Source organism: Deinococcus sedimenti (assembly GCF_014648135.1).
GTDB lineage: Bacteria > Deinococcota > Deinococci > Deinococcales > Deinococcaceae > Deinococcus > Deinococcus sedimenti.
Window position 1 is genome coordinate 1 of record NZ_BMQN01000009.1, and the last position, 26,129, is coordinate 26,129.

Sequence of the window (26,129 nt, forward strand, 5' to 3'; positions counted from 1 at the left end):
TCTGTTTCGTGAGTCTGGAGCACACCGGGGGGCGTGCCGCTCACCCGACCCTGTCGGATCGGCCTTTGCTTCTCAAGCATCTTCCGTTGTCATGCTTCGCGGAACTTGGAGGTTCCGGTGCGCTTTCCCGGAGCGAACTCCGTTCAGCGACTTATGAAGTGTACCGATTCTTTTCAAATCTGTCAACCATCTGCTCATTCAACTTGAGCTTCGGTGACTCAGGTACGGGTCCGCTCCTCCGTTCTGCAACGTCGGCCTTCCCCTTCCCTGGATACACCTGCCACCCGCAGTTCACGTCCCAGGGGACGCTAACCGCCAGCAAGGCAGGCCTCAGACCTTATCCCTTCCCTGACAGGCTGTCAAGGGCTGGCGCGAGACTTTACAGGATGGCATCCGAAACATGCGAGCGGGAGGAGCACCCGGCCCCTCCCGCTTCCAGTAGGACTTCTTATCCAGCCCGGCCCAGTCGACCCGCGATAATGCCCGGCGCGTGCTCGGCGGCCATGCGGACCAGGATGCCCATCTTGTGCGGGTTGGCTTCCAGGTCGATTCTCAGGCCCAGGTCGGCGGCGGCCTCGCTGCACGCCGGGCCGATGCTGACGACGACCAGGCGGTTCAGGCCCGCGCGGGCTTCTTCCAGCAGGCCGAGTTTCTCGGCGTACTTCAGGAAGTGCAGGATCTGCGTGCCGCTGGACAGCAGCAGGATGTCCGGCCCGCCCAGGACCACGTCGCGCACGGCCTTCGCCAGCAGGGTGGGGTCCTGCGGGAAGGCGCAGCGGTACACCGGGACGCTGGTCACGCGGATCCCGGCGTAGCCGAGTTCGCGCAGCATCGCGCCGGGGATCGCCTCGCCGTACTCGAGGATCACGGCGTGCTGCCCGCGCGTGAGGGTCGCCATGAGGTGCTCGGTGACCTCGTGCCAGGTGCTGGGTTTGGGCACCTGCACGCTGCTCAGGCCGAAGGTCTTCAGCGCCTGGGCGGGCTTGTTGCCGCGCGACACGAACGGCACGCCCTGCAGGGTTTCGAGGTGACGGGGGTCACGGGCGGCGAGTTCCTTGAGGAACATGCGGGTGCCGACGCCGGTCAGGCACGCGACGGCGTGGATGTCCCCGGCCAGCAGGTCGCGTTCGAACTGCGCGAGGGGGCCGGTCAGGTCGAGTTTCATCTCGCGCATGCTCGGCGCGACGTGGGGCACGCCGCCGTACTTGCGAATCAGGGTTTCCATCTCCTCGCTGCGGCGGGATTCCAGACTCAGGACATTCAGGCCAGCGAACCAGTCCATACGTCACCTCCTTCGGTGCGCGTGGCGTACACGGGGACGCTCACGCTGGGGTCGTCGAGGCTCAGGCCGCTTTCGAGGTCGAAGGCGTGCTTGAGGAGGGGTGAGGCGACCTTCACGCGCGTCTCACCGCTTACGGTGTAGCTGCCGGTCAGGCCGCGCGACAGGACGTTCGCGCCGGTGTACGGGTCGCGGTTGCCGGTGGCGTAGACGCGCCCGCCGACGCGGAACACCGCGACCTGCTGACCTTGAATCAGGGCGCACACGCCGGTGCCGGGCAGGATGTCCTCCAGGGCGCACACGCGCGTCCAGGGAATCGGGGGGTGGGTGGTGGGGGCGGTGAGGGTCATGGCGCGTCTCCTTGCGGGGGCTGCGGGGTTCAGGGTGCGGGGCGGAGTTCAGTGGCGTGTCAGGTCACGGGTTGCGCGGGGGCCGGGGGTCAGTCGCCGCCGAGCATCGGCAGGGGGTAGAGGTGCGGCGCGTCGGCCGGGCGGATCTGGCCGCGTTCGTCGACCCACTGCACGCCCTCGTCGCGGGCGTCGCTGTTCACGAAGGTGCGGAAGCGGGCGCGGATCGCGGGGTCATTCACGGCGGCCGCCCACTCGTCCCGGTAGGTGCCGACGTGCCGGGCCATCTCGGCGTCCAGGTCGGCGCAGATTCCCAGGCGGTCGTCGATGATCACGCTCCGCAGGTAGTCCAGGCCACCCTCCAGGTTCTCCAGCCAGGTGCTGGTGCGCTGCAGGCGGTCGGCGGTGCGGACGTAGAACATCAGGTAGCGGTCGAGCAGGGTGATGACCTCGTCCTCGCTGAGGTCGCTGGCAAGCAGCACCGCGTGTTTGGGCGTCACGCCGCCGTTCCCGCCGACGTACACGTTCCAGCCCTTCTCGGTGGCGATGATCCCGAAGTCCTTACTGCGGGCCTCGGCGCACTCGCGGGTGCAGCCGGACACGCCGCTCTTGAGTTTGTGGGGGCTGCGCAGGCCGCGGTAGCGCAGTTCCAGGCGCACGGCGAGGCTGGTGGAGTCCTGCACGCCGTAGCGGCACCACGTGCTCCCCACGCAGCTCTTGACGGTGCGCAGGCTCTTGCCGTACGCGTGGCCGCTCTCGAACCCGGCGGCGATCAGTTCCTCCCAGATGGCCGGGAGGTCGTCGCGGTGCGCGCCGAGCAGGTCGATGCGCTGCCCGCCGGTGATCTTGCAGTACAGCCCGTAGCGTTTGGCGACCGCGCCGATGGCGATCAGGCCCTCGGCGGTGATCTCGCCGCCGGGCACGCGCGGCATGACGGAGTACGTGCCGTTCTTCTGGATGTTCGCCAGGAACGCGTCGTTCGTGTCCTGCAGCGGCGCGTGCTGCGGCGCGACGACCAGTTCGTTGTGCAGGCTGGCCAGGATGCTGCCCACGGCGGGTTTGCAGATCTCGCAGCCCAGCCCCGAGCCGTGCGCGGCGAGCACCTCGTCCCAGGTGACGTGCCCCCGGACGCGGATCAGGTCGAACAGTTCCTGCCGGGAGTACGGGTAGTGCTCGCACAGGTGGTTCGTGACCGTCTCGCCCAGGCGGCGCAGTTCGGTCTGCAGCAGCCCGTGCAGGCTGGGCACGCACCCGCCGCAGCCGGTGCCCGCGCCGGTGCACTTCTTCAGGCTGGCGACGTCCCGCGCGCCCTCACCTATCGCGGCGCACAGGGCGCTCTGGCGGACGTTCTCGCAGGAGCACAGCAGCGCGTCGGAGGACGTCGTCACCGCGCCGCCGGGCAGCGGGGGCACGATCAGCGTCTCGGGCGGGACGCTCAGGGGCGTGCCCGTCATGGTCAGGTCGAGCAGGTCCGCGTATCGGGCGGTGTCGCCCACCAGCAGGCCGCCCAGCACCCGCCCGTCCTCGGACACGACGACTTTGCTGTACGTGCCGCGCACGTTGTCGCTCAGGGACACGCTGCGCGCGCCGGGCGTCACCCCCCTGGCGTCGCCGAAGGACCCGACCTCCACCCCCAGCAGCTTCAGCTTGGTGCTGAGGTCCGCGCCGCGGAAGTGCGCGGGCGAGGCGTCCAGCACGCCCAGGTCCCGCAGGACGTTCACGGCCGTCACCTTCGCCATCTGGTAGCCGGGCGCGACCAGACCGTACACGCGGCCGTCGTGCAGGGCGCACTCGCCGACCGCGTACGTGTGGGGGTCGCTGGTGCGGCACGCGTCGTCGATCAGGATGCCGCCGCGCTCGCCGACGCTCAGCCCGGCGGCGCGGGCCAGATCGTCGCGGGGGCGGATTCCCGCGCTGAACACCACGAGGTCCGCGTCCAGGCGACTGCCACCTTCGAAGTCCAGGCCGGTCACGCGCCCCTGTGCGTCCACGCTGACCTGCCGCGTGTTCCTGCCCAGGTGCACGCCGATGCCCATGGCCTCGATGGTGCGGCGCAGCGCCGAGCCGCCCTCGGCGTCGAGCTGGGCGGGCATCAGGTGCGGCGCGAACTCCACGACGTGCGTCGTGAGGCCCAGCTTGCGCAGCGCCCCGGCAGCCTCCAGGCCCAGCAGCCCGCCGCCGATCACGGCGCCGCTGCGCGCCCCACGGGCGGCCTCGCGGATGGCGTCCAAGTCGTCCAGCGTGCGGTACACGAAGCACCCGCGGGCGTCCTTGCCGGGGAAGGGCGGCACGAAGGGGAAGGAGCCGGTGGCGAACACCAGCGCGTCGTACGCGAGGGTCCGCCCGGCGACCTGCACGGTCTTTGCGCTCAGGTTCACGGCGTCGGCGCGGCCCGTCACGACGCTCACGCCCGAGTCGCGGTACCCGGCGTCGGTGGCCAGGGACAGGTCGGGGCGGGGGTCGTCGAAGTGGCTCGACAGGTGCACGCGGTCATACGCGAGGCGGCTTTCCTCGCTGATCACGGTCAGGTGCAGGGCGTCGGGGGCGGCGTGCTGGCGCAGCTGTTCGGTCAGGCGGTGGCCGACCATGCCGTTGCCGACGATCACGAGGTGGGGGGTGGGGGTGGACACGGTGAAGCCTCCGTCAGGGACTGGGCAGCCGCCGGGATGGGGCGGGTGGGGCTGCTGCGCCACAGTTAACGGGGCTTTCTGCGCTTTGTCAAGAAAAATTGAAACGCATGCGCGGATTCGCCCAGACAAATCGCATAAATCGGAGATAATTTGCAGATTGTCCAGAAAAATCTGATTGGTCTGCAAAAATTGGCCTTGACTTCCCGCGCCGCGACCGCCACCCTGGCCGCATGAGTCAGGCGACCCTGCACGCCCCCACCGTCCGGACCACCTGTCCCTACTGCGCCGTGCAGTGCACCTTCGACCTGCACCTGGAACGCGGCCTGCCCGTCAAGGTCACGCCCACCAAGGACTGTCCGGTCGCGCACGGCACCGTCTGCAAGAAGGGACTCGCCGCGCTGAACGACCTGCGCCACCCCGAGCGCCTCACCACGCCGCTGCTGCGCAAAGGCGGCGAACTCACCCCGGTCGGCTGGGACGAGGCCCTCGCGTACGTCCGGGACGCCCTGGGCAACCTGCCCCCCGAACGGATCGGCGTGTTCGGCAGCGGCAGCCTCACCAACGAGAAGACGTACCTGCTCGGCAAGTTCGCCCGCGTCGCCCTGCGCACCCCCCACATCGACTACAACGGCCGCTACTGCATGGCGAGTGCCAGCACCGCCCTGAACCGCACCGTCGGCTACGACCGCGGGCTGGGCTTCCCGGCGGACGACCTGATCCGCAGCGACCTGCTCCTGCTGGTCGGGGCCAACGTCGCCGAGACCCTCCCGCCCCTGATGCAGTACCTCAAGGGCATCAAGGACCGCGGCGGGACCATCTACGCCATCGACCCGCGCGCCACCACGACCAGCAAGGTCGCCGGGCGGCACCTCGCGCCGCGCCCCGGCACGGACGGCATCCTCGCCCTGGGCCTGCTGCACCTCATGAAACAGTGGGGCCGCATCCGCCCCACCGCGCCCGCGCACGGCATGGCGCAGGTGCTCGCGCACGCCGACGACTACCACCCCGCCCGCGTCGCGCACGACTGCGGCCTGACCGAGGAAGACATCTTCACGCTGGGCCGCGCCTACGCCGAGGCCCGCACCCCACTGATCCTCACCGGACGCGGCCCCGAACAGCACACCCAGGGCACCGACACCGTCCAGGCCTGGCTGAACCTCGCCTTCCTGACCGGGCACTTCGGGAAGGTCGGCGGCGGTTACGCTCCCCTGACCGGGCAGGGCAATGGCCAGGGCGGCCGCGAACACGGGCAGAAGAACGACCAGCTGCCCGGCGCGCGCAGCCTGCGCGACCCCCGCCACCGCGCCGAGATCGCCGCCCTGTGGGACGTGCCCGCTGAGGCGCTGCCGCAGCCCGGCCACAGCGCCCAGGAACTCCTGAACGCCTGCGGCAACCCCGCCGAGGGCGGCCTGGACGCCCTGATCGTCATCGGCAGCAACCCGGTCGTCAGCGCCGCCGGCGCCGGACAGGTCACGCAGAACTTGAAGGCATTGAAGCACCTGATCGTGATCGACTTCCTGCCCAGCGAAACCGCGCAGCTCGCCACGCTGGTCCTGCCGGGCAGCATGTGGTGCGAGGAGGACGGCACCACCACCAATCTCGAGGGCCGCGTGCAGCGCCGGCGCCGCGCCGTCACGCCCCCCGGCGCCGCCCGCGAGGACTGGCGCATCCTGTGCGACCTTGCCGCCGCGCTGGGCCGCCCCCACGGCTTCGAGTACCCCGACTTCCGCGCGCTGCAGGACGAATTCTTCCGCGCCACGCGCGGCGGCAAGGCCGACTACAGCGGCCTGAGCGCCGACCGCCTCGACCGCGCGACCGCCCAGTGGCCCGTCAAGAGCGCCACCGGTCCCGACACCCCGTACGCCTACGCCCCACCGTTCTTCACGCCCGACGGGCTGGCCACCCTGCACGTCCCGCAGCTGCGCGCCCCCACCCTGGCCCCGCGCGCGCTGCACCTCACCACCGGCCGCCTGGGCAACCAGTACCAGAGCGGCACCCAGACCCGCCGCAACCCCGCCCTGAAAGCCGAGCAGACCGTGCAGATCCACCCTGACACCGCCCGCGAGCACGGCCTGGGCGCCGGGGACCTAGTCACGCTGCGCACCGCGCACGGGCAGGCCACCGCGCCCGTCGCCCTCACGCCCGGCCTGAGGCGCGACACGGTGTTCATCTCGTTCCACTGGCCCGAGAGCGCCAACCTCCTGACCGACCCGCACGCCCTGGACCCGCACTCGCGGATGCCCGGCTTCAAGGCCACGCCCGTCACGCTGCACCCCGCGCACCTGAGCCTGCCGCTGCCCACCCGCCCGACCCTCAGCCCGGTGTCCTGACCCCACCCACCAGAGGAGCCCGCCATGCCCCCACCCGACCCCTGAGCCCACCCCAGGTCCCCCGCACCCACCGTCCCATCCGGCCCCCCAGACCCGCGCTCCGCGCCGGTCCACGCCCGCCTATTGCCTGCCCCCCACTGCCCACAGGAGGCCCCGCATGACCACGACCCCCGCCGCTCCGCCCCTGACCGCCGACGCCCGCCGGGTCGTCACCGCCGCCACCCTCGGCTTCACGCTGATGTTCGCCGTGTGGGTCATGTTCGCCATCGTCGGACTGCCCATCCGCAAACAGCTGGGCTTGACCGACGCGCAGTTCACGCTGCTGACCGCCATTCCCGTCCTGACCGGCTCGCTGCTGCGCCTCCCGGCGGGCATCTGGGCCGACCGCTACGGCGGGAAGACCGTGTTCCTGATCAACACCGTCGTGACCGCCCTGTTCGCCCTGGCCCTCGCCTGGGCGGACGGGTACACCACGCTGCTGGCCCTCGCGCTCGGCGTGGGCCTCGCGGGCGTCAGCTTCGCCGTCGGGAACGCCTGGATCGCGCAGTGGGTCCCGGTCAGCCGACAGGGCCTCGCACTCGGCACCTTCGGCGCCGGGAACGCCGGGGCGAGCATCACCAAGCTCCTCGCGCCACTGATGATCACGCTGGTCCCGGCGGGCCTGCTGATTCCCGGCGGGTGGCACTTCGTGCCCTTCGTGTTCGGCCTCGCCCTGCTGGTGTGCGCCGCGCTCACCTCCCGCCTCACGCCCGCCGACCGCGCCCAGCCGTCGGGCCGCACCCTGGGCGACTGGCTGCGCCCGCTGGCCCGCGCGCAGGTATGGCGCTTCGGACTGTACTACGTGATCTTCTTCGGCGCGTACGTCGCCTACAGCCTCTACCTGCCCAAGTACTACGTCGACCACTACGGCGTCCCGCTGGCACAGGCCGGGCTGCTGACTGCCCTGTTTATCTTCCCCGCCAGCCTGCTGCGCCCCCTGGGCGGCTACCTGTCCGACCGCTTCGGGCCGCGCGCCGTGACCGTCGCCGCGTTCGCCGTCATGCTGGCCGGGCTGCTGCCCCTGCTGCGCGACATGAGCGTCACGCCGTTCATGCTGCTGACCACCATCGTCGGCATCGGCATGGGCGTCGGCAAGGCCAGCACCTACACCCTGGTCGCCCAGTGGAACCCCGGCCAGATGGGCGTCGTCGGCGGCCTCGTGGGCCTGCTCGGCGGCCTGGGCGGCTTCATCCTCCCGCTCGCGTTCGCGGCGCTGAAACCCAGCCTGGGCGGCCAGACCGCGTTCGTGGTGCTGTTCGCGCTGACCGCCCTGACCACCGTGATCTTCGTGGCGAACATGGTCCGCCTGAAGGTGCTGGGCCGCCAGCCGAACTTCGCCTGACCCGGGTCACCCACCACAGGAGGCGCGGAGGGGACGGTCACCTCCGCGCCTCCCCCATTCACAACGGTTTCCAGTTCCACCCTGGGGCCAACACCACGCCCTTCAATTCCACTTCCAACCGCTGGTGTTGTCAGGTGCTCGCTCTGGGGCGCAGCTCTTCGAGTCCGCTCGTTCAGGCGTATTGAAGCAGCCCTTCAATACGCCTGAATTCTGCGGTCAGCGCTCCCGTTCCTGCGCGTGGTCGAGTGCGTTCTGCAGGAGCAGCGTCACGTGCTGGTCGGCCAGGTGGTAGTACACCGTGCGGCCCGCCTTGCGGTACCCGACAAGCCGGTGGGCGCGCAGCAGCCGCAGCTGGTGGCTGGCGGCACTCTCGCTGATCCCGGCGACCAGCGCCAGGTCGTGCACGCAGAGTTCCTCGGCGGCCAGCGCGGCCAGCAGGCGCAGTCGCGTGGGGTCCGCCACGGCCTTCAGGAGGGCGCTGGCCGCCTCGACCGCCGCGGAGGACGGCAGCGCCGCCTGGGCTCGGGCGACGGCGTCCGGGTGGCGGCAGTCGGTGTCGCAGGCGGGCAGGGGCGCGTCCGTCAGGGTGGTCACGCGGTCCCCCGCTGCGGGCGGAAGCGCAGCAGGCGCAGCGCGTTCGCGGTGACCAGCGCGGTCGCGCCGGTGTCGGACAGGATCGCGGGCCACAGGCCGGTCACGCCCAGCAGGGTCGTCACGAGGAACACGGCCTTGAGGCCCACCGCGAACGCCACGTTCTGCCGGATGTTGCGCAGGGCGGCGCGGGACAGCTGCACGAGGTCCGGCACGCCCCGCACCTCGTGCCCCAGCAGCGCGGCGTCGGCCGTTTCGAGGGCCACGTCGGTGCCGCCGCCCATTGCGACGCCGACCGTGGCGGCCGCCAGGGCCGGGGCGTCGTTGATGCCGTCGCCGACCATCGCGACGCCGCCCCGCGCCTTCATCGTCTCGATGAGGCGCAGTTTGTCCTCGGGGAGCAGTTCGGCGTGCACGTCGACGTTGAGTGCCTGACCGATGGCCCGCGCGGTGCGGGCGTTGTCGCCGGTGAGCATGACCGGCTGCACCCCCAGGGCCCGCAGGCGTTCGATGGCCTCGCGCGCGTCGGGGCGCGGTTCGTCCCGCAGGGCGATCAGGCCCAGCACCTGAGTGCCGTCCAGCAGCAGGACGACCGTCTTGCCCTGGTCTTCCAGGGTGGTCACGGTCGCCTCGACCGTGGGTGTCAGGGCGCCCTGTTCCCGCGCGTAGCGGGGGGAACCGACCGCCAGCGCGCGGCCCTCGACGGTGGCCAGGGCGGCGCGGCCCGGCAGCGCGAGGCCGCCCTGCGCGGCCGGGAGGTCCGCCGGGGCGTGCGCGAGGATCGCGCGGGCCAGCGGGTGACCCGATCCCTGCTCGACGGCCGCCGCGAGCCGCGCCACGCCGGGCGCGTCGAGGTTCACGGGCACGACGTCGGTGACGGTGGGGCGGCCCTCGGTGAGGGTGCCGGTCTTGTCGAACGCGACGGTCCGCACCGACCCGATCGCCTCGAGGGCCGCGCCGCCCTTGATGAGCAGGCCGCGGCGGGTTCCGGCACTGACGGCGCTGGTGATGGCCGCCGGGACGCTGAGGACCAGCGCGCAGGGGCAGCCGATCAGGAGCAGTGCGACGCCCTTGTACAGCCACGCCTGCCACTCGCCGCCCAGCAGGACGGGCACGGTGGCGGTCAGCACGGCGATGAGCAGCACGACAGGCGTGTACACGCGGGAGAACCGGTCGATGAAGCGCGCCACCGGGGCGCGGTGCGCTTCGGCCTGCTCGACGAGGTGAATGATCCGCGAAATGGTGTTGTCGCGCGCCTCGGCGTCCACGCGGACGGTCAGGACGCCGTCGGTGTTGATGCTGCCGGCGTAGACGCGGTCGCCCGGCGCCTTGTGCACGGGGACGCTCTCGCCCGTGACGGGGGAGTCGTCGAGGCTGGACATCCCGTCCGTGATCGTGCCGTCGGCGGGCACGCGCGCGCCGGGCTGCACCTGGATGAGCTGCCCGACGTGCAGGGTGTCGGCGGGCACCTCGAACACCTGCCCCTTCTTCAGCAGCAGCGCCGTCCTGGGCGTGAGGCGCGTGAGGGCCTGGATACCGCTGCGGGCCCGGCCCACGGCGACCCCCTCGAGGAGTTCGCCGATCGCGAAGAGGAACACGACGACGGCGGCCTCGGCGGCCTCCCCGATGACCAGCGCGCCCAGCGCGGCCAGCGTGACGAGGGTGTTGATGCTGAACGGGTCCCCGGCGCGCGTGGCGGCCAGCGCCTTGCGGGCCAGGGGCGCGGCGCCCAGGACGGTGGCGGCGGCGTAACCCCAGGCGGCCAGGGCGGGTTCCGCCCAGGAGAAGGCCCAGGCGAGGGCGAGCAGCGCACCTGAACTCAGCACGAGGCGGCCCTGGCCGGTCTGCCACCAGGGGCGCGGGCGGATGGGCGCGTCGGGCGTCAGGAGGCGTGGTTCGTGGCCCAGGCCGCGCAGAGTGTGTTCCAGCGTGGCGCGGGAGGTGCGGGTCTCGTCGAGGGTCAGGGTGAGGCTCTGCCGGGTGAGGTTGGTGCGGGCCTGCGTGGCGCCGGGCAGGCGGGTCAGGGCGCCCTCGATCTTGCGGACGCAGGAGGGGCAGTCCATGCCCTCGACGAAGTAGTCGAGTTCGGAGGGTGCGCCCTGAAGTGACGCTGGGGCGGTGCGGGGCGCGCTCATGCCCGAATGATATCTGAAAACCTGCTCAGATATTCGCTAGTTGTCCGGTTCAGGATTTACAGCCCGAACACCGCGCGCTGCTGCGGGTGGATCAGGTCGTTGTACTCCGGGTGGCGGCGGATGTAGGCCGCGATGAACGGACACATCGGCAGCACCAGCTTGCCCTGCGCGCGCACGTCGTCCAGCGCCGCGCGGGCCAGCTGACTGCCCAGCCCCTCGCCCTCGTGCCCCTCATCCACCTCGGTGTGGGGCAGCATGATCGCGTTCCCCACCGGGCGGAACTCCGCGAAGCCCAGCACGCGGTCCCCGTCCACCAGTTCGTAGCGTTGCGTGTCGTCGTTGCGGCGCACCTGTGCGGTCATGACGGTCATCCTGCACCGCTCAGGACCACGCCGCCTTGAGCGGACCTTCATGCGCCACCCCCCTGTCCGATACGCCCGGGCGGTATGCTGCGCCTCAGGTACCCCCATGCCCGACGCCCCACCCGCCCTGACCGACACCGACACCCGCGTCCTGCTGCGCCTGCGCCGCATCGAGGGTCAGGTGCGCGGCCTGCAGCGCATGATCGAGGACGGCCGCGACTGCCACGACATCCTGACCCAGCTGTCCGGCGTGCGCAGCGCCCTCGACGCCGCCGGGGAGCAGATCCTCGAGCAGTACGCCTCCGGCTGCCGCGCCCGCCCAGGCGAGCCGATCACCCCGCAGGACGTCGTGCGCGCCGTGAAACTCCTGCGCCGCTGACCGCGCGTCACTCGACCGCGCCGATCAGCGCGCGGTGTCCGAGGGACTCAGCAGCTCGTTGCGCCGCTCGAAGGCCCGCATGAAGCGGCCCAGCACCTCCGTCTGCGTGCGGTAGGCCGCCACGGCACGCGTCTTGACCGCCAGATCCTCCGCATCCAGCGGCACCCGCTGCCACGGCAGGTGACGCGCCAGCGGCGGCGGGACCAGCGGCAGGCCCGGGTGCGTGCCCTTGGGCAGCGGCCACTCCAGCCCGCCGTGAACCACCCAGTAGCGCAGGCGATCCTGCAGGCCCAGCCGCGCCGCGACCCGCTGCGCGAACAGCGTCAGGGTGTGATGATCCGGATGGAAGTCATCATGGGCGGGAATCAGGATCACGTCCGGGTTCACGCGGCGCAGCACCCGCTCCAGGTCCGCCTCCAGAGCCTCACCCGTGAACGGCGCGCCGGGCGTCTGCGCCTCCCGCAGGTACACCGCCGACGCCCCGGTCCGGGGGGACGTGTACGGCCGGTCAAAGTTCACGCCGTTCAGGAAGCGCAGGCCCCCGTCCGGGTACCCCAGCACGGCCTGACGGTCCAGGGGGATGCCCAGCACGACGGCGGCCGCGCGGGCCTCGCCGACGCGCCGCTCGCCCAGGTCCCGCAGCGCCCGCCCACGTGGGTGCAGGGTCCGTTCGGTCAGGGCCGCGTCGAACTCGAATCCGTCCCCAGCGGTGATCCAGGTCACGGACACCTGCGCACCCGCCGCGCGCGCCCGGTTCAGCATGCCCGCGCAGCACAGGGTCTCGTCGTCCGGATGCGGGGACAGCAGCAGCACCCGCTGCCCCGCCCGGAAGGCGGGCGCGACGGGCAGGGCCGCCACGGCGCGCGCCTCACGGCCCGACACACCCGGGATCGGCTCGTTGATCCACGCGGCCAGCCCCAGCAGGACCAGCAGCGTCGCGGGCAGGGTCCAGCGGGGCATGGGGCGGGGGAGCGCGCGGCGCAGGCGGGTCATCACCGGGAAGTGTACCGGTCAGCGGCTCGCCTGCTCGGGCGGTCAGTGCTCGTCGTGGCTGCCGTCCGTGTGACCGCCCGAGTGGGTATCGCCGTGAGACTCGTCGTGGGCGGGCGCCGTCACGGGCGTGGCGACCGGCTGGGAGGCCGCTTCGGAGGTCGTGGAGTCCGGAGTGGGACTGGTGACGGGCGAGGCCGGGACCGTCTCCGGCGTGGCGGCAGGTGTGGCGGCTGGCGCGGCGGAGTGGTCGGCGGACCCGGCGCTGGATCCATGGGCGTGTCCGGTCTGGGTGGTCTGGCCGATGGCGCGGGCGGCGGTGGTCAGTCCGGCGAACAGCAGCGCGGCGGCGGCGACCGTGCCGCCCACGACACGCGGAAGCTTGCTGCTCAGCTGCACGCCCTCGCGCGCCAGGAAGGCCAGCAGCGACAGGACCAGTCCGGCGGGGATCAGGACGGCGGAGTACGCCGGGTTGTCCAGGAAGTGCTGCACGCCCCCGGTGACCATGCCGATGCCGACCGACAGGACGAAGGACACCAGCAGGAAACGCGGGAGGTTCGCGGGGCGCGCGGCGCGGCGCAGCACGAATTCCTGGAGGTAGTTCCCGGCGGTGAAGCACACGACGCCCAGCACGGCCAGTCCGAGGTAGTAGGGGACGTGTTCGCCCAGGCCCAGGTGGACGATGCCGCCCGCGATGAAGCTGGTGGAGGCCAGCATCAGGAAGTAGGCGAGGAACGGCAGCAGCAGGTGGCGGCGGACGGAGGTGGGGGCGGGGGTGCTCATCGCCGCGGACAGTAGCGAATCTCCATAAAGTTTTGATAAAGCTCGGTAAACCCATCGGTTGTCCCCCAGGCGGAGACAACACCGGCTGGTCAGGCCCAGCGCTTTTCCGTAAAATGAAATTCAAGTTCATCCAGTGAAAAACCCCGAGCTGTCTGTCCCCCCAAGGAGTGCCCGCATGACCCAGACCCTGCCCGCCGGCCTGACCATCACCGCCCCCATCACGGACGCGCAGCGTGAGATCCTCACGCCCGAGGCGCTGGCCTTCGTCGCCGACCTGCACCGCCGCTTCGAGGGGCGCCGCCGCGACCTGATGGCCGCCCGCGAGTCCCGTCAGGCGGCGCTGGACGCCGGGGCGCTGCCGGACTTCCTGCCCGAGACCCAGGCCGTGCGGGACGGCGACTGGCGCATCAACCCCCTGCCGGACGACCTGCAGGACCGCCGGGTGGAGATCACCGGCCCCGTGGACCGCAAGATGATCATCAACGCGCTGAACAGCGGCGCGCGGGTGTTCATGGCCGACTTCGAGGACGCGAGCAGCCCCACCTGGGAGAACTGCGTGGACGGGCAGATCAACCTCCGCGACGCGGTGCGCCGCACCATCCGCCTGGACACGAACGGCAAGACCTACCAGCTGAACGAGACGACGGCCGTGCTGCTCGTGCGCCCCCGCGGCTGGCACCTCCCGGAAAAGCACGTGCAGGTGGACGGCGAGACCATGTACGGGGCGCTGTTCGACTTCGGGCTGTACGTGTGGCACAACGCGCAGGAACTCCTGAAGCGCGGCTCGGGGCCGTACTTCTACCTGCCGAAGATGGAATCGCACCTCGAGGCGCGGCTGTGGAACGACGTGTTCAACCACGCCGAGGAGACGCTGGGCCTGACGCGCGGCACGATCAAGGGCACGGTGCTGATCGAGACGATCCTCGCCGCGTTCGAGATGGACGAGATCCTGTATGAGCTGCGCGAGCACTCGGCGGGCCTGAACTGCGGCCGCTGGGACTACATCTTCAGCTACATCAAGAAACTCCGCACCCAGCCGGACCGGATCCTGCCCGACCGCGCGAAGGTCAGCATGGCCGTCCCGATGATGCAGGCGTACAGCAAACTCGCCATCCAGACCTGCCACAAACGCGGCGCGCCCGCCATCGGCGGCATGAGCGCCTTCATTCCCGTCAAGGGCGACGAGGCGAAGAACGCCGCCGCGTTCGAGCAGGTGCGCCTCGACAAGGAACGCGAGGCGACGAACGGGCACGACGGCACCTGGGTCGCGCACCCCGGCATGGTGGCCCTCGCCACCGAGGTCTTCGACCGGCTGATGCCCGAACCCAACCAGATCGGCAGCGGCAAGCAGGCCGACCTGACCGTCACCGCCGCCGACCTCCTCATCCCGCCCGAAGGGACCGTGACCGAGGCCGGCGTGCGGATGAACGTGAACGTCGGCATCCAGTACCTCGCGGCGTGGCTGCGCGGCTCGGGCGCCGTGCCCATCCACAACCTGATGGAGGACGCCGCGACCGCCGAGATCAGCCGCGCGCAGCTGTGGCAGTGGCGGCACCACGGCGTGACCCTGGAGGACGGCCGCCCCCTGACGCCGGAACTGTGGGACGAGCTGTTCGACGACGAGGCCGCCAAACTGGGCGAGGGGTACGCGGACGCCGCGCGGCTGTTCCGCACCACCGCGACCGGCACGCCCCTGATGGACTTCCTGACGCTGCCCGGCTACGAGGCCCTGGCCTGAGCGTGAGCGAACCCAATGGCCGTGGGGGCCGCCCGCGCGGCGCGGACGCACCGGGCGGCGTGCGCACCCTGGAACGCGGCCTGAGCGTCCTGTGGGCGCTCGCCACGCTGCGCGAGGCGCCCCTCTCGCAGGTGGCGCGCGCCGCCGGGCTGTCGGCCAGCACCGCGTACCGCCTGCTGGAGACGCTGCGGCAGCAGGGCTTCGTGGAATGGGAGGAGGCCTCCGGACTCTTCCGGGTGGGCCTGCGGGCGTATCAGGTGGGGGCGGCGTTCGACGCGGCGCACGCCCTGACCGCCGCCGCCGCGCCGGAGATGCGCGCCCTGGTCGCCGAGCTGGGCGAGAGTGCGAACCTCGCGGTGCTGCGCCCGCACGGGGCGGGACTGGAGGCCGCGTACGTGCATCAGGTCGAGGGTCCGCAACTGGTGCGGATGTTCACGCAGACCGGCGCGAGCGCGCCCCTGCACGCGTCCGGGGTGGGCAAGGTGCTCCTGGCCGCGCGGCCCGAGGCGGAGGCGCGACGGGCGCTGGAGGCCACCACCCTGACCCCGTACACGCCGCACACCCTGACAACCGTGGACGCGGCGCTGGCCGCCGTGGCCCGAGTGCGCGAGGACGGGTTCGCGCTGGACGACCAGGAACGTGAACTGGGCGTGCGCTGCGTGGCCGTCCCGGTGCCGGGTGCGGACGGGCGGGTCGCGGCGGCACTGAGCGTCTCGGCCCCCACGTCGCGCCTCACGCCGGACGAGGTGCCGCGCTTCCTGGGGGCGGCGCAGGCGGCCGCCTCACGGATCGCCGTGCGCCTGGGCCATCGGGACGCCTGAGCGGCACTATGCTGCCGCATGCTCAATCCGTGCCGGTGGTGTCCGTGAACCCGCCTGATCTCCCCTCCTCCGCCGCCCGCGCGCTGGCCGAGGCGCTGCACGCCGCGCTGGCGGACGCGTGGACGGCCGTGGACGCACCCGGCCCGCTGGACGCCGCGCCGCCCGTCACGGACTACCGCGCCGCTCCCGTCCCGGACGACCTGAGCGCGGGCCGCGCGGAACTGATCGTGGAGGCCAGCGACCTCCCCGCGCTGCGCGCCGCCCTGAGCAGCGGCGCGGACGCCGTCGTGATCGACTTCGACGACACCTTCGCCCCCACCCCGGCGAATGTCGCGGCGGCCTGGGCGGCCCTGCCCGAGTGGCTCGCGGCGGACGTGCCGCTGCTGGCGCGGCCCCGCGCGCTGTACGCGCCACAGCCGGGCCTGACCTTCGCTGGACAGCCCGCGCGCGGGGCGCTGTGCGATCTGGCGGCGCTGCTGACCGCGCGGCCGGGCCGCGTGCCGCACCTGTACCTGCCGAAACTGGAATCTGTCGTGCAGGCCCGTGCCTGGGCGACCGCGCTGCGCGTCGCAGAAGGGCACCTGGGCCTGAATCCCGGCACGCTGCGCGTGTGCCTGCAGATCGAGACGCTGCCGGGCCTTCTGCACATGGACGCCCTGCTGTCCGAACTGCGCGAGTGGGCGTTCGGGCTGAACGCGGGCCGCTGGGACTACGTGTTCAGCCTCGTGAAGACCACCGGGGCCACCCGGACGGTCCCCGTCCCCCCACGCGCCGGGCTGGGGATGGACGTGGACGCCATGCATGCCTACGCGCAGGCGCTCGTGGACGTGTGCCGCGCCCGCGGCGCGCAGGCGGTCGGCGGGACGGCAGCGGTCAGCCCAGACCCACTCAACCCCACCCTGGCGCTGGACGCCGTCCGGGCCGACAAGGCGCGTGAGGCCGCGCAGGGCTTCCAGGGCGCGTGGGCGGGCCTGCCGGAACTGCTGGACGCGGTGCGGGAGGGACTGGCAACCCCCACGCCCACCCCTGCCCCGACCGCCCCCGTGACGCGTGAGCGGCTGCTGGCCCTCCCGGACCCCGGCCCGCTCCCCGCGGCCGAGGTGCGGGACACGCTGGGCCTCGCGCTGGACGTGTTCGGCGCGTGGTTCGCCGGGCGGGGCGTGATCACCCGGAACGGGCGGATCGAGGACACCGCCACGGCGGAACTCGCCCGCGCGCTGCTGTGGCAGTGGGTGCGCGTGGGGGCGCCGCTGGACGACGGCAGCGTCTTCGACCGGGCCGCGTACCGCACGCTGCGCCGCGCCCTGCGCCCCGACGACACGCCCGAAGCTCGCCTGCTTGATCATGTCGTCCTGGCCGACGCGGCCCCGGCGTATGTTCCCCTGGAAGCCCACCGCCTGACCCTCAACGAAAGGACCTTCCATGACTGACCTGACTCTGCTGTCGCGCCGCGCGCTGGACGCCTGCGCGACCCTGGCCGCCCACACCGAGGTGCCGGGCGAGATCACCCGCACGTTCCTCAGCGCGCCCAGCCGCGACGTGACCGCCTTCCTGACCGCCTGGGCGCACGAGCTGGACCTGGAGGTGCGCGTGGACGCCGCTGGGAACCTCCGCGCGCGGCGGGCCGGACCGACGCCGGACGCGCCCACGCTGTTCCTGGGCTCGCACGTGGACACCGTGCCGAACGCCGGGGCCTTCGACGGGGTCCTGGGCGTCACGCTGGCCTTCGCGGTCGCGGAGGCGCTGCGGGACGAGGCGCTGCCGTTCGCGCTGGAACTGCTGGCCTTCAGCGAGGAGGAGGGCGTGCGGTTCGGCGTGCCGTTCATCGGAAGCCGCGCCCTGACCGGCACGCTGGAGCCGCTGCTGACCCTGCGGGACGCGCAGGGGGCGAGCGTGCTGGACGCCATCCGCGCGTACGGCCTGGACGACGCGGCCCTGCCGGACGCCGTGGTGCAGGGCGGGGCGCTGGGCTTCCTGGAATTCCACATCGAGCAGGGGCCGGTGCTGCAGGCGGCGGGCGCGGCGGTGGGTGTGGTGAGTGCCATCGTGGGCCAGGACCGCGTGTTGCTGGACTTCACGGGGCAGGCGGCGCACGCGGGCACCACGCCGATGGGGCACCGCCGGGACGCCCTGGCGGCGGCGGCGCGCTTCGCAGTGGCCGCCGAGGACCGGGCGCGCGCCACGCCGGGGCTGGTGGCGACGGTGGGTGTGATGACCGCGCGGCCCGGGGCGATCAACGTGATTCCCGGCGCGGCGCACTGCACGCTGGACCTCCGGCATGAGGACGACGCGGTGCGGGCCGGGGCGCTGGAGGCGTTGCTGAACGCGGCGCGGACCTTCGCGGAGGAACGCGGCGTCTCTCTGGACGTCACGCACAAGATGGCGCAGCCCGCCATCCCGATGGACGCCTCCTTCCGTGACCTGCTGCGCGCGGCGGCCGCGCAGGAGGGCCTGGGTGCGCCCGATCTGGTCAGCGGGGCCGGGCACGACGCGATGATCCTCGCAGAGAGGATGCCCGCCGCGATGCTGTTCCTGCGCTCGCCGAACGCGCTGAGTCACCACCCGGACGAGACCGTGAACGCAGGGGACGTGGACGCCGCGCTGCGGGTGGGCGTGGCGTTCGTCCGCGCGCTGGCCGGGCGTGAGGGGACGCGCTGATGGCGCTGGACCTGATCGTCCGGGGGGGGACGCTGGTCACGCCGCACGGCCCGATCCTCGCGGATCTGGGGGTGGAGGACGGGCGGATCGTGAGTCTCGCGCTGGACGTGTTCGCGCCCGCCCGTGAGGAGATCGACGCGACCGGGCTGCACGTCTTCCCCGGCGTGGTGGACGCCCACGTGCACCTGAACGAACCGGGCCGCACGCACTGGGAGGGCTTCGACACCGGCACGCGCGCGCTGGCGGCGGGCGGCGCGACGAGCTTCCTGGACATGCCGCTGAATTCCTCGCCGCCGCTGCTGGACGCGCGGGCCTTCGCGGAGAAACGGGCGCTGGGCGAGGCGAAGTCCCGGCTGGATTTCGGCCTGTGGGGCGGCCTGACGCCGCTGAACCTGACGGAACTGGATGAGCTGGCGGCGTGCGGCGTGATCGGCTTCAAGGCGTTCATGAGCCACAGTGGCCTGGACGAGTTCCCCGCCGTGGACGACGTGACGCTGTTCGAGGGGATGCGCGCCGCGCGGCGGGCCGGGCTGGTCGTCGCCACGCACGCCGAGAGCGACGCGTTCACCCGCACGCTGTCGCAGGTGGCGCGCGAGCAGGGCCGGGCGGGCGTGCGGGATTACCTCGCGTCGCGCCCGCCAGTCACGGAGGCCGAGGCGGTGGGCCGCGCGATCTGCTTTGCCGAGGAGACCGGCGCGGCCCTGCACCTCGTGCACCTCAGCACCGCGCGTGGCGTCACCCTGGCCGCCGAGGCCCGCGCGCGCGGCGTGGACGTCACCGCCGAGACCTGCCCGCACTACCTCCACTGGACCGGGGAGGACGTCGAGCGGGTCGGTGCGCTGCTGAAGTGCGCGCCGCCCATCCGGGACGCGGGCGCCCGCGAGGCGCTGTGGGCGGCGCTGAAGGCCGGGCGGATCGACACGGTCGGCAGCGACCACTCCCCCGCCCCGCCCGAACTGAAGACCGGGGAGGACTTCTTCGCCATCTGGGGCGGGATCAGCGGCGCGCAGTCCACCCTGAACGTCCTGCTGGACGGCGGGTACTGGCAGCGGGACGTGCCGCTGGAACTGGTCGCGGCAGTCGCCTCGCTGAATCCCGCGCGGCGCTTCCGGCTGGGCAGCAAGGGCGCGCTGCGGCTGGGCGCGGACGCCGACCTTGCCCTGGTGCGGCTGGACGAGACGTTCACGCTGACCGAACTGCACGACCGCCACCACGGCAACCCGTACCGGGGGCAGAGCTTCCGGGGACGGGTGCAGGCCACGTACCTGCGCGGGCAGCGCGTGTTCGCGCAGACGCCCGGCGGGGCCCTATTCGACGAGTCCGTGCGGGGGCAGCTGCTGCGCCCGACTAAGGAGACTGCATGAAACACCTGGGAGTCACCCGTTCCGCGTTGCGTGAGGCGCACGCGGTAATCACGCCCGATACGTTCGTCCGCACGGCGCTGGCCGAGTGGCCCGGCAGCGCGGTCGTGCTGCACATCGCGCCGGTGATCGGGCTGGGGGCGAGGTTCGTGCAGTTCACGGCTGAGATGACGGCCGGGGCGCGGGCGCGCGAGTCGGCGCTGGGCTACCAGCGGTTCGTGTTCGTGCTGGACGGCGAGGTGCAGGTGGAGGTGGACGGCGAGTCGCGGACGCTGCGCGAGTCGGATCACGTGTTCTTCCCGGCGGGGGTCGCGCACACGCTGGAGGCGCGGGGCGCGGCGAGGGTGGCGGTGTTCGAGAAGCCGTACCAGGGCGCGCCGGGCGTGGACGCTCCGCCGGTGTGTTGGGGGAACGAGCGGGAGAATCCGGGTGCGCCGTTCGAGGGCGACGAGCGGCTGATCGCGCGCAAGTTGCTGCCGGACGATCCGCGTTTCGATTTCATGATGAGCACCATGAGTTTCGCGCCGGGCGCGACCCTGCCGTACACGGAGGTGCATTACATGGAGCACGGTCTGCTGATGCTCTCGGGCGAGGGCCTGTACAAGCTGCAGGAGGCGTATTACCCCGTTTCCACGGGGGACGTGATCTGGATGGGCGCGCACTGCCCGCAGTGGTATGGGGCGCTGGGCCGCGACTGGAGCAAGTACCTGCTGTTCAAGGACATGAACCGCCATCCCCTCACCCTGACCGGAGGCCAGCCGTGACCAGACGCACCCTGCCCCTGACCGACCACTACGACGTCCGCCGCGGCGAGGACGGCCACCGTTACCTGCACCCGCTGGTGCGTGGGTTTCCGCTGCTGCGCTTCCCGCTGCTGAACAAGGGCACGGCGTTCACGGAGGCTGAGCGGGAGGCGCTGGGTCTGGACGGCCTGCTGGCCCCGCAGGTGGACACGCTGGACGCGCTGGTCGAGCGGCAGTACGCGGAGTACGCGCAGATCACCGAGCCGCTGGACCGGCACGTGTTCCTGCGCAACCTGCAGGACCGCAACGAAGTGCTGTTCTACGCGCTGCTCTCCGCGCACGTGGAGGAGATGCTGCCCGTGGTGTACACGCCGACGGTGGGCCTGGCGGTGCAGCGGTTCAGCCAGATCTACCGTTATCCGCGCGGCCTGACGCTGAGCACCCGCAACATCGACCGGGCCGGGGCGGCGCTGGCGAACGTGCCGCTGAACGACGTGCGGATCATCGTGGCGACCGACAGCAGCGCGATCCTGGGCATCGGGGACCAGGGCTTCGGGGGCATGGCGATCAGCATCGGGAAACTGTCGCTGTACACCGTGGCGGGCGGCGTGGGGCCGGACAAGACCCTCCCCGTGGAACTGGATGTCGGGACCGGGCGCGCGGACCTGCGGGACGACCCGGCGTACCTGGGCGTGAAGCACGAGCGCCTGACCGGCGACGAGTACCTGCGGTTCGTGGACCGCTTCGTGGAGGCGACGCTGCAGCGGTACCCGAAGGCGATCATCCAGTGGGAGGACTTCAGCAAGGACGCGGCGTTCGAGGTGCTGAGCCGCTACCGCCGGGTCGTGCCGAGCTTCAACGACGACATTCAGGGCACGGGCGCGGTGGTGCTGGCCGGGGTGCTGAACGCCTGCCGGATGAAGGGCGAGGCGCTGCGCGATCAGGTGGTCGTCGTGCACGGCGCGGGCGCGGGTGGGGCCGGGGTGGCCCTGGCGATCCGCGAGGGCATGCGCCGCGAGGGCCTGAGTGAAGCCGAGATAGCGGCGCGGGTGTTTGTGCTCGACTCGCGTGGGCTGCTCACCGACGACCGGCGCATGGAGGACTACAAGCGGGCGCTGGCCACGCCGAAGGCCCTGACGGACGGCTGGGCGGGCACCGACCTCGAAAGCGTGATCCGCGAGGCGCGGGCAACGGTGCTGCTGGGCCTCAGCGGGCAGCCGGGCATCTTCAGCGAGGGCGTGGTGCGGGCCACGCACGCCAACACGCCCCGCCCGCTGGTGTTCCCGCTGAGCAACCCCACCGCGTTCGCGGAGGCCCTCCCGGCGGACATCCTGGCCTGGACCGGCGGGCAGGCGATCGTGGCGACCGGCAGTCCCTTCGACCCGGTCAGCCTGCACGGCGAGATGCACGAGATCGGGCAGGGGAACAACGCGTTCATCTTCCCCGGGCTGGGCTTCGGCGCGATCCTGGCCCGCGTGCGCGAGGTCACGGACGAGATGGTCACGGCCGCCGCGTACGCTCTGGCGGAGTACACGCAGGCGAACCACCCGGGCCGCACGTACCCGCCGGTGGACGAACTGAGTCACGCGAGCATTCACGTGGCGGTGGCCGTGATCCGGCAGGCGCTCGCGGACGGCGTCGCCACCGAGTTCACGCTGCGCGGCCAGAGCGACGCGGGGCTGCTGGACACCGTCCGGCGCAAGTTCTGGCAGCCGACGTACCTACCGTTCCGCCCGTCGGGTGGACACCCCTCCATGTGACCCGCTGAAAGAATCGTGCACGACGGGGCTGCGTACGCTGGACGCATGAGCGACGTGCTGCCTCTGTCCGCTGGGCCGGCGCCCGGTGAGGACGCCCGGCTGCAGGAGCTCCAGCTGTACGCCGCGCAGCTGGAGCGGTACGCCGAGGAATTCGGCACGCTGTTCCACCGCTACAAACTGCGCGAGGCCGAACTGGAGGCCGCCACCCTGGCGGTCGTGAACGCCTTCGTGGTCGCGCTGGGCGCGCACGACGCGTACACCCGCGAGCACACCCAGCGCGTGCAGCGCAGCGCGCTGCTGATCGCGCAGACGCTCGGATGGTCGGCCGCACAGCTGGAGGAGGTGCGGCTGGGCGCGGTCCTGCACGACATCGGCAAGACGTCGATTTCCGACACGGTGCTGTGCAAGCCGGGGCGACTCGACGCGTCAGAGTACCGTGACATTCAGCGGCACCCGGTCATCGGCGCGCACATGATCAGCGGCTTTCCTGCCCTGGCGCCTGCGCGGCCCTACGTGCTGTACCACCATGAACGCTTCGACGGTCGGGGCTACCCGGAGGGCCTGCGGGGGCAGGACATTCCCATCCAGGGCCGCCTGCTGGCGGTGGCGGACGCGGTGGACGCCATGCTGACCAGCCGGCCCTACCGGCCGCCGCTGCCCCTCGACCACGTCATGCAGGAACTGAGGGCGGGCATGGGTTCCCAGTTCGACCCGGATCTGGTCGAGGCGTTTCTGCGGTCCGGCGCGCTGGACCTGTACCAGCTGCCGGACAAGGCTGCCCCGGCCGCCGCAGCCGACGCCGCCCCGGACCCGGCTGAGCTCAGCACGCTGGGTGGCGCGTGACCGGGTCGGCGCTGCCCGTCATGGTGTGCTGAGACGTTGTGATCGTCGGCCCGCTCGGTACGATGACGTATGCCGCTGAACTTTCTGAAAAGGACTGAGGCGCCGAAGACCGAGGACCCACGGGTGGAACGGTCGCGGGTGGACGACCGGTTCGAACGGCACCTGAAACTTGCCCTGCGCGACCGGCAGATCGAGGTGCGGGGCGCCGTGATCCTGCATGACGTGCTGGCACTGGATGTCCCCGCGGGGGGCACGCAGGGCACGCTGCGGAAGATGCCCTCGTTGCGGCTGGATTACGAACTGTTCGATCCGCGCGCGCAGGCACCGGTGGCCGGTATCGTGCTGTCGTCGCGGACGTACGGGCGGGATCGGCGGCGCACGCCCACGCCGACCGTCAGTGACGTGCCCCCCGGCATCACCATCGTGACGGTCCTGCACCTCAATCCCGGGGCGCTGCCGGACGTGCTGGCCGTCCGGCAGGCGGTCGGGCCGTTCCTGCCCGACTGATCCGGTCGTCCGGCGGTCTGTCCTGACCGGCGGGGCCGGCCGGCAGGAGTCGACGGCCCTTCAGCGGCGCAGGCGCAGGCGTTCCAGGATCTCGGGCAGCGGTTCGGGCCGGGCGATGTGGTAGCCCTGCGCCGCGCCGCAGTCCAGGGACCATAGGAGGTCCAGCATGGCCTCGTCCTCCACGCCTTCGGCGACCGTGCGCAGTCCCAGATCGCGGGCGAGGCGGATGGTGCTGCCCAGCAGCGCGCCGCGGGTGCCGCCGCGCGTGCCGTCCCGCAGGAACGCCCGGTCGAGTTTGACGGTGTCCAGCGGCAGGTCGGCCAGCAGCGCCAGGCTGGAGTGGCCACTGCCGAAGTCGTCCAGCGCGACCTGAACGCCCACGGCCCGCAGCTGTTCGAGGTGACGGCAGGCGAGCGTGACGTTCTGCATGACGCTGCTTTCCGTGACCTCGAGGGTCAGCACGGCCGGGTCGACCTGAAGTTCACGGAGGATGTTCAGGACGCTCTGCGCGAAATCCTGGCTGAGCAGCTGCAGGGGGCTGACGTTGACATTCACGCGGACCGGCGCGATCTGCTGCGCGGCCTGCGCGTCAAGCAGCGCGCGCCGCAGGGCCCAGTCGCCCAGGCGGGTGATCAGGCCGGCGCGCTCGGCGATCGGGATGAAGGTCCCCGGAGGCACGTCGCCCAGGGTCGGGTGGTGCCAGCGCATCAGGGATTCCATCGCCACCCACCGGCCGCTGCTCAGGTCACGGATCGGCTGGTACAGCAGCGTCAGTTCGCCGCGCTGATCGGCGCCTTGCAGGGCGGATTCGAGCAGGTGGCCGTACTGGCTCTGGCGCAGCATGTCCTCGTTGAACAGGCCGCAGTGCTGGCGTTCGTCCATGGCATGCTGCAGCGCGATATTGGCCTGGCGCAGCAGGGTCGTGACCGGCAGGGCGTACGGGGATTCGGCGTAACCGCCGGTGAGTTTCACGGAGACCTCGTTCTCGTTCAGGTGGAAGGGCCGTTCGAGGTCACGCAGGATGGCGTCCGGGTCCGGGCTGTCCTGGCCGGTGGTGACGAGCACCAGGCCGTTCGAGGTGAGGCGCGCCACCACGTGCTCCCGGCCGAGTTCGTTGAGTCGGCCGGCCAGTTCGCGCAGCAGCGTGTCGACGCGCGTGGTGCCGTACAGACCGCTGAGTTCCTGGAGTCTGGGGACCTCGATCACCAGGGCGCTGCGGACGGGGGTGTGCGCGAGGCGTTCGAGGAGTCCGGTGCGGGTGAACGCGCCGGTCAGTTCGTCCCGTTGCGACCGGTCGCGCAGCTGCTGTTCGCGCAGGTTGAGGTGGTCGAGCAGGTCGTTGATCGTGCGGGCCAGCACGCCCAGTTCCGTGCGGTTGCGGGCGTCGAGGCGGTGGCTGGGGTCGTGCGCGATCAGCTGCGTGTCGCGCTTGTACCCTTCGAGGACGCGCAGGACCCGGCGGTTGAGGAACAGCAGGAAGCTGGCGATGCCAATCAGGGTGGCGATCAGCATGGTCAGGCGCAGCTGCCGCGCGCCGATCAGTCCGGCGGCGTGCACGGCCCGCGGGATGCTGAGTTCCAGGCCGAGTTGCGGCGGGCCGCCCGGAGCGGCGAGGGGTGAAGTGGCCCGCACGCGGTCGTCGAGGAAGACGACCTGCGTGTCCGGAACTGGATGCTGGGTGAGGACGGCGCTGAAGATCCGGCCCTGGTAGGTGATCTCGTTGAGAACGGCGGGCGTGAGGGTGCGGGCCAGCAGCATGACGCCGCCGCGGCCCTGGCCGTCGTCGCGGGTGATGGGGCGGGCCGCGACGATGTAGGACGCCGCGCCGCGCCGCAGCACGCCGGCCGCGCCGTCCTGGGGCAGCGGGTCGGGCAGGGCGGCCATGAAGTCCTGCACGGGTGCGGTGGCGTCCACGATGCGGTCGCCGTCGAGGGCCGCTGCCGACAGGAGTCGGCCGTCGGCGGCCGCGACGCCCCAGTAGTCGACCTTGCCGCCGATGAACGTCCCGGGCACGAGGTTGGCGCCGAGGTAGCGGGGGTTGCGGCCGGCGGCGTACTCGTAGGTTTCGGTCCAGAGACTGAAGTTCAGGACGAACAGGCCCACGCGGGTTTCCTCGGTGCGCAGGTTTGCGCGGGCGATGTCACTGAACTGCTGGACCTGGGTTCGTTCGATGGCGGTGAACTTGTCGTTCATGAACGCGGGCAGCAGGATCAGCAGGATGACGCTCAGCGGGACGAGCAGGGCCGCGAGCAGCCCGAGCAGCTGAACGCGCAGGGACAGGGCCACGCGGTCCCGGAACCATCCGGTGCGGTGGGTCACGGGGACTGGACCTGCGGGACGTACCGGTGGGCGGACATACTCGGGGTGGCTCCTTCTGGACGGAATGGAAAGCGGGAGGTCAGGGTGAGGCCGCCCTCCATTCTGAGAAGAGGTGACGGGCTGTTTATGAGAACAGCTCCATGCTTTTCAGAGCGAGTCTGCTGGTGGGGGG

The 26,129-nt window shown here is 71.7% G+C and carries 21 protein-coding genes; 12 read left to right on the forward strand and 9 right to left on the reverse strand.

The features are described from left to right. Positions 1 to 448: 448 nt before the first annotated feature. The 3 genes from IEY69_RS14935 to nirB form a co-directional block, all read right to left on the reverse strand. The gene (locus IEY69_RS14935) at positions 449 to 1,282 is read right to left on the reverse strand and encodes a uroporphyrinogen-III synthase (RefSeq protein ID WP_189073946.1); all 834 of its coding nucleotides are present in this window, start codon (positions 1,280 to 1,282) and stop codon (positions 449 to 451) included. After that, complete coding sequence (nirD, locus tag IEY69_RS14940; protein WP_189073947.1) at positions 1,261 to 1,629, reverse strand: nitrite reductase small subunit NirD; 369 nt, start codon at positions 1,627 to 1,629, stop codon at positions 1,261 to 1,263. The genes IEY69_RS14935 and nirD overlap by 22 nt, the downstream gene beginning before the upstream one ends. A gap of 89 nt (positions 1,630 to 1,718) precedes the next feature. Continuing rightward, the gene (gene nirB / locus IEY69_RS14945; RefSeq protein ID WP_268243873.1) at positions 1,719 to 4,256 is read right to left on the reverse strand and encodes a nitrite reductase large subunit NirB; all 2,538 of its coding nucleotides are present in this window, start codon (positions 4,254 to 4,256) and stop codon (positions 1,719 to 1,721) included. Between the two features lie 230 nt (positions 4,257 to 4,486). On the opposite strand from nirB, the gene IEY69_RS14950 reads away from it, so the two are divergent. Both IEY69_RS14950 and IEY69_RS14955 read left to right on the forward strand, forming a co-directional pair. After that, a complete protein-coding gene (locus tag IEY69_RS14950; RefSeq protein WP_189073948.1) occupies positions 4,487 to 6,586 on the forward strand; it encodes a molybdopterin oxidoreductase family protein in 2,100 nt (699 codons plus the stop codon). Between the two features lie 157 nt (positions 6,587 to 6,743). Then, positions 6,744 to 7,967, forward strand: a complete 1,224-nt coding sequence (locus IEY69_RS14955; RefSeq protein WP_189073949.1) for an MFS transporter — start codon at positions 6,744 to 6,746, stop codon at positions 7,965 to 7,967. A gap of 216 nt (positions 7,968 to 8,183) precedes the next feature. Here IEY69_RS14955 and IEY69_RS14960 read toward each other — a convergent pair whose 3' ends face one another. From IEY69_RS14960 to IEY69_RS14970, 3 genes are read right to left on the reverse strand one after another with little or no spacing between them, the layout of a single operon-like run. Then, entirely contained in the window at positions 8,184 to 8,561 is a 378-nt protein-coding gene (locus tag IEY69_RS14960) for an ArsR/SmtB family transcription factor (protein ID WP_229784000.1), read from the reverse strand. Continuing rightward, positions 8,558 to 10,693 carry a heavy metal translocating P-type ATPase gene (locus IEY69_RS14965; RefSeq protein ID WP_189073950.1) on the reverse strand — a complete coding sequence of 712 codons (2,136 nt, stop codon included), beginning with the start codon at positions 10,691 to 10,693 and terminating at the stop codon, positions 8,558 to 8,560. The genes IEY69_RS14960 and IEY69_RS14965 overlap by 4 nt, the downstream gene beginning before the upstream one ends. A gap of 56 nt (positions 10,694 to 10,749) precedes the next feature. Next, positions 10,750 to 11,055, reverse strand: coding sequence for a GNAT family N-acetyltransferase (locus IEY69_RS14970; RefSeq protein ID WP_229784001.1), 306 nt, complete (start codon positions 11,053 to 11,055; stop codon positions 10,750 to 10,752). A gap of 106 nt (positions 11,056 to 11,161) precedes the next feature. Between IEY69_RS14970 and IEY69_RS14975 the strand changes: the two genes are divergently transcribed. After that, the gene (locus IEY69_RS14975; protein ID WP_189073952.1) at positions 11,162 to 11,434 is read left to right on the forward strand and encodes a metal-sensitive transcriptional regulator; all 273 of its coding nucleotides are present in this window, start codon (positions 11,162 to 11,164) and stop codon (positions 11,432 to 11,434) included. Positions 11,435 to 11,458: 24 nt separating this feature from the next. Here IEY69_RS14975 and IEY69_RS14980 read toward each other — a convergent pair whose 3' ends face one another. Both IEY69_RS14980 and IEY69_RS14985 read right to left on the reverse strand, forming a co-directional pair. Beyond that, positions 11,459 to 12,427, reverse strand: a complete 969-nt coding sequence (locus IEY69_RS14980) for a PIG-L deacetylase family protein (RefSeq protein WP_189073953.1) — start codon at positions 12,425 to 12,427, stop codon at positions 11,459 to 11,461. Between the two features lie 42 nt (positions 12,428 to 12,469). Next, entirely contained in the window at positions 12,470 to 13,207 is a 738-nt protein-coding gene (locus tag IEY69_RS14985) for a hypothetical protein (RefSeq protein WP_189073954.1), read from the reverse strand. Positions 13,208 to 13,382: 175 nt separating this feature from the next. On the opposite strand from IEY69_RS14985, the gene aceB reads away from it, so the two are divergent. The 9 genes from aceB to IEY69_RS15030 all read left to right on the forward strand — a co-directional run bounded on the left by aceB (position 13,383) and on the right by IEY69_RS15030 (position 23,638). Then, positions 13,383 to 14,945: a malate synthase A gene (gene aceB, locus IEY69_RS14990; RefSeq protein ID WP_189073955.1), complete on the forward strand. Its 1,563-nt coding sequence runs from the start codon at positions 13,383 to 13,385 to the stop codon at positions 14,943 to 14,945. A gap of 2 nt (positions 14,946 to 14,947) precedes the next feature. Continuing rightward, the gene (locus tag IEY69_RS14995) at positions 14,948 to 15,766 is read left to right on the forward strand and encodes an IclR family transcriptional regulator (RefSeq protein ID WP_189073956.1); all 819 of its coding nucleotides are present in this window, start codon (positions 14,948 to 14,950) and stop codon (positions 15,764 to 15,766) included. Positions 15,767 to 15,795: 29 nt separating this feature from the next. Beyond that, on the forward strand, positions 15,796 to 17,196 hold the full coding sequence (locus tag IEY69_RS15000; protein ID WP_229784002.1) for an aldolase/citrate lyase/malate synthase family protein: 1,401 nt from the start codon (positions 15,796 to 15,798) through the stop codon (positions 17,194 to 17,196). Then, positions 17,189 to 18,424, forward strand: a complete 1,236-nt coding sequence (locus tag IEY69_RS15005; protein WP_189073958.1) for an allantoate amidohydrolase — start codon at positions 17,189 to 17,191, stop codon at positions 18,422 to 18,424. Before IEY69_RS15000 ends, IEY69_RS15005 begins: the two co-directional genes overlap by 8 nt. After that, on the forward strand, positions 18,424 to 19,788 hold the full coding sequence (locus IEY69_RS15010) for an allantoinase (protein ID WP_189073959.1): 1,365 nt from the start codon (positions 18,424 to 18,426) through the stop codon (positions 19,786 to 19,788). Before IEY69_RS15005 ends, IEY69_RS15010 begins: the two co-directional genes overlap by 1 nt. Next, positions 19,785 to 20,549 carry a (S)-ureidoglycine aminohydrolase gene (allE, locus tag IEY69_RS15015; protein WP_189073960.1) on the forward strand — a complete coding sequence of 255 codons (765 nt, stop codon included), beginning with the start codon at positions 19,785 to 19,787 and terminating at the stop codon, positions 20,547 to 20,549. Before IEY69_RS15010 ends, allE begins: the two co-directional genes overlap by 4 nt. Beyond that, positions 20,546 to 22,288: an NAD-dependent malic enzyme gene (locus IEY69_RS15020; protein ID WP_229784003.1), complete on the forward strand. Its 1,743-nt coding sequence runs from the start codon at positions 20,546 to 20,548 to the stop codon at positions 22,286 to 22,288. Before allE ends, IEY69_RS15020 begins: the two co-directional genes overlap by 4 nt. Positions 22,289 to 22,333: 45 nt before the next feature. Then, complete coding sequence (locus IEY69_RS15025) at positions 22,334 to 23,131, forward strand: HD-GYP domain-containing protein (RefSeq protein WP_189073961.1); 798 nt, start codon at positions 22,334 to 22,336, stop codon at positions 23,129 to 23,131. Between the two features lie 69 nt (positions 23,132 to 23,200). Further along, complete coding sequence (locus tag IEY69_RS15030) at positions 23,201 to 23,638, forward strand: hypothetical protein (RefSeq protein ID WP_189073962.1); 438 nt, start codon at positions 23,201 to 23,203, stop codon at positions 23,636 to 23,638. 60 nt (positions 23,639 to 23,698) lie between these two features. Here the strand turns inward: IEY69_RS15030 and IEY69_RS15035 are convergent, their stop codons facing one another. Beyond that, positions 23,699 to 25,957 carry a putative bifunctional diguanylate cyclase/phosphodiesterase gene (locus IEY69_RS15035; RefSeq protein WP_189073963.1) on the reverse strand — a complete coding sequence of 753 codons (2,259 nt, stop codon included), beginning with the start codon at positions 25,955 to 25,957 and terminating at the stop codon, positions 23,699 to 23,701. Positions 25,958 to 26,129 lie beyond the last annotated feature (172 nt).